Here is a 15,601-nt window from a genome sequence, read left to right on the forward strand (position 1 = left end):
CAGTTCTCGGCGACCAGGCCTATGTGGCCAGCGTGGCGATGCACTTGGTCTCCAGGTACTCCTCGAACCCGGCGATACCCATCTCTCGGCCGTTGCCGGACTGCTTGTAGCCGCCGAATGGTGCGTCGGCGGAGTACCAGACACCGCCGTTGACGTTGACGGTGCCGACGCGCAGCCGCGCCGCCACGCCGGCCGCCCGCTGCGGGTCGGCCGAGAACACCGTGCCGGACAGGCCGTACGGCGAGTCGTTGGCGATGCGGACGGCGTCATCGTCGCCGTCGTGGGCGATGACGGTGAGTACCGGCCCGAAGATCTCCTCGCGGGCGACGCGGGCCGAGTTGTCCAGTCCGGCAATGACGGTCGGCTCGATGAAGAAACCGGTGTCGCGGTCGGCCGGGCGGCCGCCACCGCACGCGAACATGCCGCCTTCGGCGATGGCGAGGTCGAGGTAGCTCTGCACCCGGTCGCGCTGGCGGGCCGAGATCACCGGTCCGCACACCGTGCGCGGGCTGGACGGATCGCCGGGTTTGATGCCGCCCATGGTGCCTGCCGCGGCCGCGACGGCCTCGTCGTAGCGGGCCCGCGGCACGACGAGCCGGGTGGTGATGGCGCAGCCCTGGCCGGCGTGCATCGATGCCGTGAACGCCGCCATGGCGCAGGCGCCGGCCACGTCGGCGTCGTCGAGAACCAGGAACGCCGACTTGCCACCGAGTTCCAGGAACACCTTCTTGATGGTCTCGGCGGCGTCGGTCATCACGGCGCGGCCGGTGACGGTCGAGCCGGTGAACGAAACCATGTCCACGTCAGCATGTTTCGACAACATGGCCCCGACGCCGTGGTCCCGGGAGGTCACGATGTTGATGGCACCCGCCGGGAAGTCGGTGTGCTGGGTGATCAGTTCGCCGAGCACCGCGGCGACCCATGGGGTGTCCGGTGCGGGCTTGAGGATCAGGGTGTTGCCCGCCGCGAGCGCCGGGCCGATCTTGGCCAGGTTGATCTGGTGCGGGAAGTTCCACGGCGTGATGGCGCCGACGACGCCGACGGCCTCCCGTGCGATGGTCCGGTTGGTCGGAATCCCCTGCGGCGTGGCATGTCCCAGATCGGTGGTCCACTGGTAGCTCTCCGCGGTGTCGGCGGCGAAGCTCAGGTCTTCGATCGGGCCGTCCAAATGCGCTCCGGCGGTGAGCATTCGGGGTGCGCCGACTTCGGAGATCGTCAGTTCACGCAATTCAGCACTGTGGTCGCGCATGGCCTGCTGCAGCTGCCGCAGGCACCGCACGCGAAGCTCCACGTTGGTGGACCAGTCGGTCTCGTCGAAAGTGCGACGGGCGGCGTCGATGGCGTCGACCATGTCGCCCACCGTGGCGTCGGCCGCCACGCCGAGGACTTCCTCGGTCGCGGGATTGACGGTCGGGAATGTGCCTCGCGAACCCGGCACCAATTTTCCGTCGATGAGAAGGCGACTTTCGCGATCACCCAGCAAGGTCATCTGCACTCCTGCCCACTGGACGATGTCCAGCGATGTGAATTTTTCGTTGGACAACTGTCCGACAATGCTCAGTCGAACCATAACCTCACGCGCCGTCGACTAGCAAGAGCCAGTCCGCATCAGCCGTCCATTTTCGCGGATAAACAGGCTTTTAACAGGCAATATCCGTACGCATCTTGCCTTCGCGGCAGACCGTCGGCTAACTTGGACATGTGTCCAGCGATGCAGTGGCCGCGCTCACAAGCGTCAGCCAAGAAGCGGACGACCAGCCGCGCAACCGCCGCCAAGAGGAAACCTTCCAGAAGGTTCTGGCCGCCGGTCGCGAAATGCTGCGAGAGTCCTCCTACGCCGACCTGACGGTGCGGGCCGTCGCCGCGCGCGCCAAGGTCGCGCCGGCAACCGCCTACACCTACTTCTCGTCCAAAAATCACCTCATCGCCGAGGTGTATCTGGACATGGTTCGGCAGGTGCCCTACTTCACCGACGTCAACCAGACGATGGCCAGCCGGGTCGAGCAGGCACTGCGCAGCCTCGCACTGGTCGTCGCAGACGAACCCGGGGTGGCCGCGGCGTGCACGACGGCCCTGCTGTCGGGCGACGACGAGACCGTCCGCAAGGTGCGCGACCGCATCGGTGGCGAAATCCACAAGCGCATTCGGTCAGCCGTCGGCCCCGACGCCGATCCGCGCCTGCTCTCGGCCCTGGAGATGACGTACTTCGGCGCGCTCGTCAACGCCGGCAGCGGCGCGTACACCTATCACCAGATCGCCGACCGGCTGGCCTACGTCGTCGGACTCATCGTGGGAGACAACGCATGACAGCCAATGTGGAGCTACTGATCGACCCCTACAGCTACGACTTCCACGAGGATCCGTACCCGTACTACCGGCGGCTGCGGGACGAGGCGCCGATCTACCGGAACGACAAACTCAACTTCTGGGCACTGTCCCGCCACGAGGACGTGCTGCGCGGTTTCCGGAACAGCACCGCCCTGTCCAACAAGCACGGCGTCTCGCTGGATCCGATCTCCCGCAACGCCGAAGCCCACCGCGTAATGTCCTTTCTGGCCCTTGATGATCCGGCGCACCTGCGGCTGCGCACCCTGGTGTCCAAGGGGTTCACCCCGCGGCGCATCCGTGAGCTGGAGGGACGGGTCACCGAGATCGCCGTCCAGCATCTCGACGAGGCGTTGCAGAACAACAGCTTTGACTACGTCGACGATTTCGCGGGCAAGCTGCCCATGGACGTCATCAGTGAGCTGATGGGCGTCCCGCAAGAAGACCGCGTGCGTATCCGCGCGCTCGCCGACGGTGTGATGCACCGCGAAGACGGGACGGCCGATGTGCCGCCGTCAGCCATGGCCGCATCGGGTGAGTTGCTGATGTACTACGCCGACATGGTCAAGCAGCGCCGCAAGAGTCTGTCCGATGATCTCACCTCGGCGCTGGTGGAGGCCGAGATCGACGGCGACAAGCTCACCGATGACGAGATCATGGCATTCCTGTTCCTGATGGTCATCGCCGGTAACGAGACCACCACGAAACTGCTTGCCAATGCGGCGTATTGGGGACACAAGAACCCCGGCCAGCTGGCGCAGGTGTTCGACGACCATGAGCTGATCTCGCCGTGGATCGAGGAGACGCTGCGCTACGACACGTCGAGCCAGCTGCTGGCCCGGGCCGTCGTCGAGGACCTCGAGTTCTACGGCACCACCGTGCCGGCGGGTGACGTACTGGTGCTGCTGGCCGGCTCGGCCAACCGCGACGAGCGGGTGTTCGACCAGCCGGACGAATACCGCATCGGCCGCGACATCGGTTCCAAGCTCGTGAGTTTCGGCAGCGGCGCCCATTTCTGCCTGGGCGCCCACCTGGCCCGGATGGAAGCCCGGGTCGCCCTGACCGAATTGTTCAAACGCATCCGGAGCTACGAGGTGGACGAGGACAACTCCGTCCGCGTCCACTCGAGTTCCGTACGCGGATTTGCCCACCTCCCGATGACAGTGAAGGCACGCTAAATGGCCCGTTTCGAACCACACCCCACCCGCAGGCCCGCCATCGTGGCCGGGGCCTCGTCGGGTATCGGCGCCGCGACGGCGACCGCACTCGCCGCGCGCGGCTTCCCGGTCGCTCTCGGCGCCCGCCGGGTGGAGAAGTGTCAGGAACTCGTCGACCAGATCAAAGCCGAAGGCGGAGAGGCGATCGCGCTGCCGCTGGACGTCACCGACAACGCATCGGTCGAAAATTTCGTCGCCAAGGCGACGGCCGCGCTCGGCGACATCGAGGTTCTGGTCACCGGCGCCGGAGACACCAACTTCGGCCGGTTGCACGAGATGACCACCGACGAGTTCGCCGAGCAGCTGCAGATTCACCTGGTCGGGGCCAACCGCATGGCGCGCGCCGTGCTCGACGGCATGGTGGAGCGCCGGCGTGGCGACCTGATCTTCGTCGGCTCCGACGTGGCATTGCGCCAACGTCCGCACATGGGCGCCTACGGCGCCGCGAAGGCCGGACTGGTCGCGATGGTGACCAACTTCCAGATGGAACTGGAAGGCACCGGCGTGCGCGCCTCGGTGGTGCACCCCGGCCCGACCATGACGTCCATGGGCTGGAGCCTGCCGGCCGAGAAAATCGGCCCGGCCCTGGAGGATTGGGCCAAGTGGGGCCAGGCCCGGCACAGCTACTTCCTGCGCGCGGCCGACCTGGCGCGCGCCATCACGTTCGTCGCCGAGACCCCGCGCGGTGGGTTCATCGCCAACATGGAACTGCAGCCCGAGGCGCCGCTCGCCGAAGCCAAGGAACGCCAGTCGCTCGCTCTGGGCGAGGAAGGAATGCCTGGACAATGACCATCACCAAAGAGGTACAACGGGTTTCGGGTGGCGCCGAGGAGCACGGCCATCTGGAGGAGTTCCGCACCGACCCGATCGGACTGATGCAGCGCGTGCGCGACGAGTGCGGTGACGTCGGCTGGTTCCAGCTCGCCGACAAGCAGGTGGTGTTGCTGACCGGAGCAGAGGCCAACGAGTTCTTCTTCCGCTCCACCGATAGCGAGCTCAACCAGGCCGAGGCCTACCCGTTCATGACACCGATCTTCGGCGAGGGCGTGGTGTTCGACGCCGACCCCGAACGTCGGGCCGAGATGCTGCACAACACCGCGTTGCGCGGTGAGCAGATGAAGGGCCACGCCGCGACCATCGAGCGCGAAGTCCGGCGGATGACCGAGAATTGGGGCGAATCAGGCGAAATCGACCTCCTGGAGTTCTTCTCCGAGCTCACCATCTACACCTCGACGGCCTGCCTCATCGGTCCGAAGTTCCGCAACCAGCTCGACTCCCGGTTCGCGAACTACTACCACCTGCTCGAGCGCGGCACCGATCCGCTCTGCTACGTCGACCCCTACCTGCCCATCGAGAGCTTCCGTATCCGCGACGAGGCCCGGGCCAACCTGGTGGAGCTGGTGCAGGAGGTCATGAACGGGCGAATTGCCAACCCGCCCAACGACAAGAGCGATCGCGACCTGCTCGACGTCCTGGTCTCGATCAAGGATCAAGAGGGCAACCACCGCTTCAGCGCCAACGAAGTCACCGGCATGTTCATCTCCCTGATGTTCGCCGGGCACCACACCAGCTCGGGCACGTCGTCGTGGACGCTGATCGAACTGCTGCGCCACCCCGATTTCTACGCCAAGGTCCAGCAGGAGCTGGATGACCTGTACAGCGACGGCCAGGAGGTGAGTTTCCATGCGCTGCGCCAGATTCCGAACCTGGACAATGCGCTCAAGGAGACGCTGCGCCTGCACCCGCCGCTCATCATCCTGATGCGCGTCGCGCAGGACGAGTTCGAGGTCGCCGAGCACCCGATCCACAAGGGTCAGATGGTGGCGGCGTCACCGGCGATCTCCAACCGGATTCCCGAGGACTTCCCCGACCCCGACGCCTTCAACCCCGACCGGTACGAGAAGCCTCGCCAGGAAGACCTGCTGAACCGGTGGACCTGGATTCCGTTCGGCGCCGGCAAGCACCGCTGCGTGGGGGCGGCCTTCGCACAGATGCAGATCAAGGCCATCTTCTCGGTTCTGTTGCGCGAGTACGAGTTCGAGATGGCGCAACCCCCGGAGAGCTACCAGAACGACCACTCCAAGATGGTCGTCCAGTTGGCCCGGCCCGCCACCGTCCGCTACCGGAAGCGGGATTCGGCGCGCAAGAGCGCAGCGACCGGGGAAGTTGACTGAGATGGGCAGTTATCGCGTTGAAGTCGACCGCGACCTGTGTCAGGGCCACGCCATGTGCGCCCTGGAGGCACCGGACTACTTCAACGTCCCCAAGCGCGGCACCGTCGAGATCCTCGACGAGACCCCACCCGACGACGCGCGCGACGAGATCGAGCGTGCTGTCGCCGAGTGCCCTACCCAAGCCCTGTTCATCCGCGAAACCAGCTGAAAACAAAGGACAAGACAATGACGTCATTCCCCCGCGCACAACTCGAAGAGTGGGTCGAGCGGTGGCTGCAGGTCAACCGTGACGCCGAGGCGGCCGGCGACTGGAAGCCCATGGCCGACTTCTACACCGAGGACGCCACCTACGGCTGGAACATCGGACCCAAAGAAGACGTGATGTGCCTCGGCAAGGCCGAAATTCGCGACATCGCTCTGGGTTTGGAGATGGAAGGCCTCGAAGGCTGGAAGTACCCGTACCAACGCGTGGTGATCGACGACAGGCAAGGTGAAGTGGTCGGCTTCTGGAAGCAGGTCGTCACCGATCCGGAGGATGCGTCGGCCCCGGAGCGGGAGATCTACGGCATCGGCGGCAGCTGGTTCCGGCTGGAGAACGTCGACGGGGAACCGAAGATCGCCTGGCAGCGTGATTTCTTCGACTTCGGCCACGTGCAGAAGCTCTATCTGGACCTGATGACGGCCGGCAAATTGTCCAAGGGCATGCAGCAGCGCATCCAGCGCAGCCTGGCCGGCGAGCAGCTGCCGGGCTACTACCCGCTGGGTGAGGCCCCCGTCCCGATCTGGTGAAAAACCGGCCAAGCAGTTGGTTGGGGGGTGGGGTGTGACGAACGTAACTTTTACCTCTACGCTAACTGAAACAGGTTCTAGTGGAAGGCGCATGCGGTGAAGACAAAAGGTGCTCTCATCTGGGAGTTCAATCAGCCGTGGTCGATCGAGGAGATCGAGATCGGCGACCCCGTCAAGGACGAGGTCAAGATCCAGATGGAAGCCTCGGGCATGTGCCACTCCGACCACCACCTGGTGACCGGCGACATCCCGATGGCCGGGTTCCCTGTTCTCGGCGGCCACGAGGGCGCCGGAATCGTGGTCGAGGTCGGCCCGGGCGTGGACCACATCGCCGTCGGCGACCACGTCGTGCTGTCGTTCATCCCGTCGTGTGGTGAATGTCCGTCGTGTCAGGCCGGCATGCGCAACCTGTGCGACCTGGGCATGTACCTGTTGACCGGCACCGCGGTTTCCGACGGCACCAACCGCGTGCACGCCGCCGACGGCACTCCGGTGATCCCGATGACGCTGCTGGGCACATTCAGCCCGTACATGGTGGTGCACAAGAGCTCGGTGGTGAAGATCGACCCGACCATCCCGTTCGAGGTCGCCTGCCTGGTCGGTTGTGGCGTCACCACGGGCTACGGCTCGGCGGTCCGCAGTGGTGACGTCCGTCCCGGCGATGACGTCTGCATCGTCGGTGTCGGCGGTGTGGGCACGGGTGCACTGCAGGGTGCTCTCAACGCCGGTGCGCGCAACGTGTTCGTCGTGGATCCCGTTGAGTTCAAACGCGACAACGCCCTCAAGTTCGGTGCCACGCATGCCTACCCCGACATCTTCAGCGCCATGGCCGGCGTTGCCGAGGTCACCGAGGGCCGCATGGCCACCAAGACCATCGTCACCGTCGGTGAGCTGCACGGCGAGGACATCGACAACTACCTCAACATCACCAGCAAGGGCGGCACCTGCGTGGTGACCGCGGTCGCGAACATGGCCAGCCTGGACGTGAAGCTGAACCTGTCGATGCTGACCTTGATGCAGAAGCGCCTGCAGGGCACCATCTTCGGTGGCGGCAACCCGCACCACGACATCCCGTCACTGCTGGCCATGTACAAGGCCGGCCGCCTCAACCTCGACGACATGGTCACCCGCCAGTACAAGCTGGAGCAGATCAACGACGGCTACCGGGACATGCTGGAGGGCCGCAACATCCGCGGTGTCATCCGGTACACCGACGCCGACCGCTGAGCGAGACGTACCAACCCGAAACGGCATTCCACCTGCTGGAATGCCGTTTTGGCATGAAATGGAAGGAAATCCCTTGTCCGACAATCCCGTTGTCACCGCCTCGCAGTCGTCGTGGCGTTGCGTCCAGAGCCACGACCGCGAGGGCTGGCTAGCCCTGATGGCCGACGACATCGTCGTCGAAGACCCCATCGGCGAGGCCGTCACCAACCCCGACGGCACCGGCGTCAAGGGCAAGGAGGCCCTGGCCGCCTTCTACGACACCAACATCGGACCCAACCAGCTGACGGTCACGTGCGAGGAGACGTTCCCGTCGAGCTCACCCGACGAGATCGCCTACATCCTGGTGCTGCGCACCGAATTTCCGAACGGTTTCGTGGCCAGCGTCCGTGGCGTCTTCACCTACAAGGTCAACGCCGAGGGGCTCATCACCAATCTGCGCGGCTACTGGAACCTCGAGGCCATGACGTTCGAGCAGCCCGCCGATCAGACCAACTGATTGTCGGCGTAGAACCGGGCCGCGCGGCGAATCGCATTCACCGTCGGCTCCGGTTCCCAGCCCAGTTCCCGCCGCGCCTTGCTGTTGGCGGCCGGTGACGTCATGTGCAGCAACCGCGTGATGGTGACCAGCGGCGGAATCTTGCCCGGGCGCAGCGCGCGCAGCGGCTGCGTGGCGTAGGCACCGGCGTACATCGCGGCCTTTGGCACCCCGAATCGTGGTGGCGGCACGCCGGTTTCGTCGGCCGCCGTCTCCAGGATGGTGCGCAGTGGCAGGTAGCTCTCCGAGATGATGTAGCGCTCGCCGACGCGGCCGCGCTCGGCGCCCAGGAGCAGCGCGCGGGCGGCGTCCTCGATACCGACCACTTCCGCGGCCGCATCAGAGGCATAGAACCGCATCCGGCCGGCCGCGGTGCGCGCCACGATCTCACCGTGCGGCGTCGGCTGCCAGTCCCGTGGACCGTAGGTGTTCGACACGCACATCGCGACGGCCGGTAGTCCGCGCTGCATCGCCGCGTCCAGCACGAGTTGTTCTGCGGCACGCCGTGATCGGACGTAGTCACCGCCCTTGTCCGCCCAGTTGAACGGGGTGTCCTCATCGACGACCGACCCGTCACCGCTGACGGCGATGGTGCAGATGGTGCTGACGAACACGAACTTGTCGAGGCCGGCGTCCACCGCGATGTCCAGCACCTGACGCAGTCCGTCGACGTTGGTCCGGAACAACGGCGCCGGGTCGGGCAGCATGGCCCGGGCGTCCACGACGCAGTAGAAGACGACGTCCCGGTCGGCCATCGCGGCCCGCACCGCGTCGTCATCGAAAATGTCTCCGTAGCAACGCTCGACGTCGAGGTCATCGATGCCGCGGGTCGAACTGGTCTCCCGCAGCAGCACCCGGACGTCGTCGCCGCGGTCGACGAGCTGGCGCGTCACGTGGGAGCCGAGGAAGCCACTGGCGCCCATCACCAGTGACCTGCGCGGTGCCATCAGGCGCGCGGCCCGACCGGCTGACCGAGCAGGCGGTCCGGCTGCGACCACCACGGCGCGGCGTCGGACTCACCGATGCCGGTGATGTCGTTGGCCTCGACGAAGTACTCGTGCACCCGATCGGGGGCGACGGCCGGTGCGCGCTTGCCCCATTTCACCGACAGGAAGCCGCTGTCCCCCATCGATTTCTGGTGCAGCACGTAGGGAGACATCGAGCGCGCACCACGGCCGACGGTGACCCCGCCGAACGTCCATGCGATGTACGGCAGCACCCGGCGCCAGTACACCTGACTGAACTGACCGCGCTCCCGCAGGATGTTCGTGCCCGGCATCACGCCCGGGTCGAAATACGCCGCGGACATGCCCTCGGGCACCAGCCGTCCCGTCGCGCGCGACAGGTAGAACAAGCCGAGTTTGGTGCGCGCGTACGCCTGCACACCGTCATCGCTGGGCAGACACTGCTCGGCGAGCGGCTTCCATTCCGCGGTCTTCACCCGCGCCAGCCGCTGGAAGAGCGTCTGGCGAATCGTGGGTGACCCGACGATCATCACCCGGGCATCGGCTGCCAGTTGCGGGCTGATGCGTGCCAGTAGCGCGTGCGGGCCGAAAAGGTTGGTGGCGACGGTCAATTCGATGCCGTCGGGACTGAGTTCGTGGGCGTCGTTGCGCAGGACCGCGGCATTGAGCACGACGGTGCTGAGCGGCGGGATGACGCCGTCCGTCACCAAGCGCGCGATTTCCGCGGCGGCACGGCGCACACTTTCCTGCGAGCCCTGATCGCACACCACGATGTGGGTGGTGCCACCGGCGGCGCGGTCACCGAGCAGTGCCTTGAGCTCCTCGCCCCGCTCGGCGTTCCGGACGGGCAGCACGCAGTGCCAGCCCGGCGTTCCCACGATCCGTTGCGCCAGTCCGAGGCCCAGCCCGGAGGTGGCGCCCGTCAACAACAGACTGCGGGTTTCCATCTGATTCATCACCCGACTTCCGCTGGAACCGACGAATTGCCGCACCGTGCACCCTCATTCAGCCCGATGCGGGCATGCAGGCGAGCCAGCGGCGCGGGCGCCCACCAGTTGGCCTTGCCCAGCAGCACCATGACGGCCGGGAGCAGGACGGTGCGAATCACGATGGCGTCCACCAGGATCGCGACCGCCAGCCCGAACCCGAAGATGCGCAGGAACGACACCTGGGAGGCCACCAGTCCGGCGAAAGTAATCGCCATGACGAGCGCCGCGGCAGTGACGATGCGGCCGGTGCCGGCCAGACCGAGAGCCACCGATTCGCGGCCGGCCGCATCGGATCTGTCCGAGGCGAGCCAGAATTCGCGGATGCGGGCGATGATGAACACCTCGTAGTCCATCGACAGCCCGAACGCGACGCAGAACATCAACACCGGCATGGTCGACACCAGAGTGCCCACCACCGTGGTGCCCAGCCCGCCCAGGTGCCCCTCCTGGAAGATCCACACCAGCGCCCCGAACGTCGCGGTGAGCGACAAGGCGTTGAGCACCAACGCCTTCAGCGGGATGATCACGCTGCCGCTCAACAGGAACAGCAGGACGAACATCACCGCCGCGATCAACCCGAGCATGGTCGGCACGCGGCTTGCGATGGCCTCGACGCCATCGCGGTTGGACTGCGCGGCTCCCGTGAACAGTGGCGTCATCCCGGCCGGCGGCGGCACGGCGTGCAGCCGGTCCAGCGCTTCGTCCGACGCTGCGCTGAACGGCAGCGTCGTGGTGGTCACCGTCAGGAAGCTGGCGTCTTTCCCGGTCCCGGCCTCGTGGCCGGCGGGTCCGATCGCGCGTCCACCGGCATAGGTGGCACCCGGCCCGGCCGCGGCCACCACCGTCGGCACCTTGGACAACTCCGCGGCGTAGGCGTCGATGGCAGCGTTGTCTCGCGTTCCGTTGCCTTGCAACAGCACGATGTGCACCGGCAGGCCGGCGTCCTGCGTGAAGTCACTGCGCATGTGGTCGCCCACCTGCCGGGCCGACGATGTGGTCGGCAGGATGCGGTCGTCGGGGAAGCCGAATTTGATGTTGAGGAACGGCAGTCCGACGATCACCAGCGTAATCAACGTGACGGCCGCCGCGATGCGAGGCCGGCGCATGACGGCGTGTGTCCAGGTGTACCAACGGGATTCGGTGAGCGGGCCACGCTGGCCCGGCTTGCCGATCCGCTTGCCAGCCAGCCGGATGGCAGCAGGCGTGATGACGAGCGCGGCAAGAGCCGCCATGGCCACCACCGACACCGCGCCGTACGCGAACGACCGCAGGAAGTACATCGGGAAGACCGCCATGGTCGCGAGGCACAGCGCGACCGTCGCGGCCGAGAACACCACCGTCCGGCCGGCGGTGCGCATGGTGCGCCGCAACGCCTCGTCGGGGTGGGAGCCGTCGCCGATCTCCTCGCGGTACCTGCTCACCAATAGCAGTGAGTAGTCGATCGCCAAGGCCAGCCCCAGTGCCACGGCGAGGTTGAGCGCGAACACCGAGACGTCGACGAACTCGGCCAGGACCCGCAGAATCGCAACGGAACCCGAGATCGCGAACGCCCCGACGGCGAGCGGCACCAGCGCTGCAACGACACCACCGAAAACCCACACCAGCACCAGGAACGTCAGCGGCAGCACGATGGCCTCGCTGAGCGTCAGGTCATGCCGGCTCTGCTCGTTGACCGCGGAATACACGGCTCCCGGACCGCCCGCCGAGATGGTCAGCCCCGGATCACGTTGCCCGACATAGCGTTCCACCAGTGCGGTGGAAGATGCGATGCCGGTGGTCTCGTTGCCGTCCATGAACGCGATGACCAGCGCGGAGCGGCCGTCCTTGCTGACCAGACCGGCCGCGACAGGGTCGGGCGCCTCGAACGGTGACAGCACCCGCGCGACGTGCGCGGTGCCGCGCAGCTCGGTGACCAGCCGGTCGACCGCCGCGCGCACGGGCGCCGAGGCCACCGGTTCCTTCGCCTGCACCAGCAGATTGAGGTTGACGAAGCCGCGGTGGAACTCTTCGGTGAGCACTTTGTTGGCGCGGTTGGACTGGGCGTCGGGGTCGGTGAAGCCACCGGCGCCGAGCAGGTCCGCGACGGGCGCGGACAGGATGCCGAAGAGCGACATCAGCACCACAGTGGCAAGGAGAATCCTTTTGGGCGCCGCGATCACGACGCGCGAGATCAGATCGAGCATCATGCCGCCGGCGGGAAGACGTTGAGCACGACGGCGGCGCCGAGGCCGCCCGCACTGACGATCGCACCCGCGCCGATGCCGCCGCCGCGGCGCTGCAGTTCGTTGATCAAGGTGCCGGCCACGCGGGTACCGGAGGCACCATAGGGGTGGCCGAGTGCCAGGCCGCCGCCATGCACGTTGAGCCGCTCGCGGCTGATGTTCAGCGAGCGCTCATAGGCGATGCCGATCGAGGCGTAGGAGTCGTGGACGTCGTAGAGGTCGACGGCCTCGGTGCTGATGCCGGCGCCGTCGAGGGCCCGCCGGGTGGCGGTGATCGCCGCGTCGGTGGCGCGCTCAGGCTCGGAGCCGACGACCGACCAGCCGATGATCTCGGCCAACGGGGTCAGGCCGTGCAATGACGCGAAGTCGGGGTCGCAGATCATCATCGCGGCGGCGCCGTCGGTCAGGCCCGTCTGATTGCCGGGCGTCACCGTGCAGTCCGCACCGAGGAACGACGTCAGCGCGGACAGGTTGGTCATGTTGAATTCGCGGCACGGCAGCTCGTCGGCGAAAACCTCTGTGCCGTCGACGGTTACCGCAACCTTCTCGACATCCAGGACGCCGCCCTCGATCGCATCGGAAGCCAGCGTATGCGCCCGGGCCGACCACTCGTCGACCTCTTCACGCGTCAGGCCGAACTGCCGCGCGGTGCCTTCACCGAGGGTCCGGGCCAGGTCGAGCGCGGGCATCTCACCGATACCCGGATGCATCGGGGCGATCTGGGTGTCGGTGATCCCCGTAGCCGCGAAGTGCGGACCGGCCAGCGGCGACGCCGACGGCGTGTTCAGACCGCCGGCGATGACGCACTTGCCCATGCCCGCCTTGATGGTCGCCACCGCCTGGTGCATCGCCATCATTCCCGACGCGCACCAGCCGCCGACCGCGACCGCGGGGGTGTCCAGCGGCAGTCCCATGTCCAGGGCCGAGTAGCGGGCGATACAGCCGCCGCCCTGCAGCACCTCACCGAGCACGATGTTGTCGATCAGTTCGGGGTCGACACCCGAGCGGTTGATCACCTCGCGGATCACGGTGCTCGCCAGGTCGAACTCAGAAACGTTGGCCAGTCCACCTACCAGCGAACGCGTGAACGGGGTCCGCGCATACGCAACGACTACGGGATTGGTCAAGGTTCTTGTCCTCCTCGGCAACGACGTCCGCTTGTGGCACCGCGCAATCCGCGGACTGCCCAGAACTGTCGTGTGCGCGCGGACATAACGGCATGGCTGTTCTTCGTTGTGCTGATTTCAGCAACTAACGGCAATAGTTTGTAGCACGCAAATCGACCGCGGTCTATATTCCATCAACGTAAATATCCACGTCAGCAGCGTTAATTATGGATTTAGCGAACTAGTTAGAACTTGTTTCAATAATTGCTCACGGCAAGTATCGATGTAACCCCCATCACAGTCGGAACGGCGTTGGCGCACAACCGATAACAGCGTTTCGAACACCATTTGCCGATGCGGTGGATCGGGCCATTGACCGCGCAGTCAGTTCGGTGGACCCTGCCGCTGTGGCAAACCATCGACTGCCATCACAGCAAACTCTGGACTCGACAGCGTCCGGTAGAACATGTTCTAGTAGCGACATGCTCGATTTCAGCACCGACACCCTCAGCCCGGAGGAAGCCGAACGCCTCCGTTCCGTATTCGAGCCGCTGACCCAGTCCGTCCGCGAACTGATGGACGCGACCGCCCGTAGCGATGCCGACGCCGACACCATCGCGGCCGCGAAAGCCGAAATCGAGTCGGCCACCGCGCGTTTGCGCTCCAAGCAATTGGAGAAGACGTGGGGTCTGCGCTTCACCACCGAAGGCGAGTGGCTGCCGTGGACCAATGCTGTTGTAGGCCTGCGCAACCCGGTCGCGCCGCCGCTGACGGTCGTCCTCGAAGCGACCGACTATGTGTGGTCCGAGTTCGCTCTCGGCGCCGCCTACGAGGGCCCGCCCAATCACGCGCACGGCGGTGTGTGCGCCATGATCCTGGACCACGTGCTGGGTGAGGTCGCGTCGAACGATGGCACCACCCGGTTCACCGGCACCATCAACGTGAAGTACGTGCGTCCCACCCCGCTGGGCAAGCTGCGGGCCGAGGCCCGCATCGTGCGCACCGAGGGCTTCAAGGCCTACGGCGTCGCCCACATCGCCGACGACCAGGGCGTCACCATCGAGGCCAAAGGCGTCTTCATCCAGCCCAAGTGGGCCCGCGGTTAGATGGCGCTCGGAGTTTCCCGGCCGATCGGCTCTGGCCAGGCGAAAGACTGGCTCGGCGCACATATCCCTGACCAGACGGGCCGCACGGTCCTGATCACCGGCGCGAACGGCGGCCTCGGTGCCGCCACCGCGCGGCATCTGGCGGCTGCCGGCGCCCAGGTGATCCTGGCCTGCCGCCGCCCGGACCAGGCCGCGGCCCTGGCCGCCGAAATCGGGCCTGCCGCACAGACCTTGAACCTCGATCTGGCACACCTGGACTCCGTGAAGTCCGCGGCGGCCGCGTGCGGACCGGTCGACACCGTGATCGCGCTGGCCGGGGTGTGCCACGTGCCGTACGGCCTGACCGCCGACGGCTTCGAATTGCACACCGGCATCAACCATCTCGGGCACTTCGCGTTGGTCGGCCAACTGCTGGACCGGATCACCGATCGGGTCGTGGTGGTCACCAGCCGCGCCCACGAGTTCGTCGGACGACCGGGATTCGGCAAGCTCGCCCCGGCCGATCCGGGCTGGCGTACCCGCCGCTACTCCGCTTTCGACGGATACTGCCAGGCCAAGCTCGCCAACCTGTTGTTCGCCAATGAGCTCCAGCGCCGCCTTGCCGCGGCCGGCCGCGCGCTGAAAGCGGTTTCGGCACAACCCGGTTGGGCCGACACCGATGCCGGCATGCACTCGGGCCGCAAGTGGGGCGACGTGTCGTGGCGCGCCTCGTGCCGGGCCATCGGCCAGCCGGCCGATGTCGCCGCGCTGTCGATCACCTACGCCGCCGCCGCGGACGATGTCGTCGGCGGCGGCTACTACGGGCCTGACCGGTTCTTCGGGATGCGCGGGCTGCCGGCGCCGGCGAAGGCCGGGCGCGCGGCCACCGACCAGGCCCTGATGACCGCGAATTGGGTTGCCGCCGAACACCACACCGGTGTGCGGTACGACATCTGACGACAGGAGC

15 protein-coding genes are annotated in these 15,601 nt (G+C 66.5%); 10 read left to right on the plus strand and 5 right to left on the minus strand.

The genetic code is table 11. The features are described 5' to 3' along the window. Window positions 1-19 precede the first annotated feature (19 nt). Window positions 20-1,489: an aldehyde dehydrogenase gene (locus VXD91_RS05325; protein ID WP_061002535.1), complete on the minus strand. Its 1,470-nt coding sequence runs from the start codon at window positions 1,487-1,489 to the stop codon at window positions 20-22. Between the two features lie 212 nt (window positions 1,490-1,701). Here VXD91_RS05325 and VXD91_RS05330 point away from each other — a divergent pair, with 212 nt between their 5' ends. From VXD91_RS05330 to VXD91_RS05365, 8 genes are all read left to right on the plus strand, one after another. Beyond that, entirely contained in the window at window positions 1,702-2,307 is a 606-nt protein-coding gene (locus VXD91_RS05330) for a TetR family transcriptional regulator (RefSeq protein WP_061002508.1), read from the plus strand. After that, window positions 2,304-3,503, plus strand: coding sequence for a cytochrome P450 (locus VXD91_RS05335; protein WP_061002510.1), 1,200 nt, complete (start codon window positions 2,304-2,306; stop codon window positions 3,501-3,503). Before VXD91_RS05330 ends, VXD91_RS05335 begins: the two co-directional genes overlap by 4 nt. Next, window positions 3,504-4,331 carry an SDR family oxidoreductase gene (locus VXD91_RS05340; RefSeq protein WP_061002513.1) on the plus strand — a complete coding sequence of 276 codons (828 nt, stop codon included), beginning with the start codon at window positions 3,504-3,506 and terminating at the stop codon, window positions 4,329-4,331. It abuts the gene before it with no gap. Next, window positions 4,328-5,716, plus strand: a complete 1,389-nt coding sequence (locus VXD91_RS05345) for a cytochrome P450 (protein ID WP_061002515.1) — start codon at window positions 4,328-4,330, stop codon at window positions 5,714-5,716. The genes VXD91_RS05340 and VXD91_RS05345 overlap by 4 nt, the downstream gene beginning before the upstream one ends. A gap of 1 nt (window position 5,717) precedes the next feature. Next, on the plus strand, window positions 5,718-5,924 hold the full coding sequence (locus tag VXD91_RS05350; RefSeq protein WP_061002518.1) for a ferredoxin: 207 nt from the start codon (window positions 5,718-5,720) through the stop codon (window positions 5,922-5,924). A 17-nt stretch (window positions 5,925-5,941) separates the two neighbouring features. Beyond that, window positions 5,942-6,505 carry a nuclear transport factor 2 family protein gene (locus VXD91_RS05355; RefSeq protein WP_061002520.1) on the plus strand — a complete coding sequence of 188 codons (564 nt, stop codon included), beginning with the start codon at window positions 5,942-5,944 and terminating at the stop codon, window positions 6,503-6,505. 96 nt (window positions 6,506-6,601) lie between these two features. After that, window positions 6,602-7,732, plus strand: coding sequence for an NDMA-dependent alcohol dehydrogenase (locus VXD91_RS05360; RefSeq protein WP_061002522.1), 1,131 nt, complete (start codon window positions 6,602-6,604; stop codon window positions 7,730-7,732). Window positions 7,733-7,790: 58 nt separating this feature from the next. After that, a complete protein-coding gene (locus VXD91_RS05365) occupies window positions 7,791-8,228 on the plus strand; it encodes a nuclear transport factor 2 family protein (protein ID WP_061002524.1) in 438 nt (145 codons plus the stop codon). Here the strand turns inward: VXD91_RS05365 and VXD91_RS05370 are convergent. From VXD91_RS05370 to VXD91_RS05385, 4 genes are read right to left on the minus strand one after another with little or no spacing between them, the layout of a single operon-like run. Further along, window positions 8,216-9,214, minus strand: coding sequence for an NAD-dependent epimerase/dehydratase family protein (locus VXD91_RS05370; protein ID WP_061002536.1), 999 nt, complete (start codon window positions 9,212-9,214; stop codon window positions 8,216-8,218). The genes VXD91_RS05365 and VXD91_RS05370 overlap by 13 nt on opposite strands. Continuing rightward, a complete protein-coding gene (locus VXD91_RS05375; RefSeq protein ID WP_346414849.1) occupies window positions 9,214-10,179 on the minus strand; it encodes an SDR family NAD(P)-dependent oxidoreductase in 966 nt (321 codons plus the stop codon). The genes VXD91_RS05370 and VXD91_RS05375 overlap by 1 nt, the downstream gene beginning before the upstream one ends. A gap of 8 nt (window positions 10,180-10,187) precedes the next feature. Next, a complete protein-coding gene (locus VXD91_RS05380) occupies window positions 10,188-12,407 on the minus strand; it encodes an MMPL family transporter (protein ID WP_346414850.1) in 2,220 nt (739 codons plus the stop codon). Then, a complete protein-coding gene (locus tag VXD91_RS05385) occupies window positions 12,404-13,570 on the minus strand; it encodes a thiolase family protein (protein WP_346414851.1) in 1,167 nt (388 codons plus the stop codon). Before VXD91_RS05385 ends, VXD91_RS05380 begins: the two co-directional genes overlap by 4 nt. A 461-nt stretch (window positions 13,571-14,031) precedes the next feature. Here VXD91_RS05385 and VXD91_RS05390 point away from each other — a divergent pair, with 461 nt between their 5' ends. Both VXD91_RS05390 and VXD91_RS05395 read left to right on the plus strand, forming a co-directional pair. Further along, window positions 14,032-14,655, plus strand: a complete 624-nt coding sequence (locus tag VXD91_RS05390) for a PaaI family thioesterase (RefSeq protein WP_346414852.1) — start codon at window positions 14,032-14,034, stop codon at window positions 14,653-14,655. Further along, complete coding sequence (locus VXD91_RS05395; RefSeq protein ID WP_346414853.1) at window positions 14,656-15,591, plus strand: SDR family NAD(P)-dependent oxidoreductase; 936 nt, start codon at window positions 14,656-14,658, stop codon at window positions 15,589-15,591. The last annotated feature ends 10 nt before the right edge of the window (window positions 15,592-15,601 follow it).

This window comes from Mycobacterium sp. SM3041, assembly GCF_039668335.1.
GTDB lineage: Bacteria > Actinomycetota > Actinomycetes > Mycobacteriales > Mycobacteriaceae > Mycobacterium.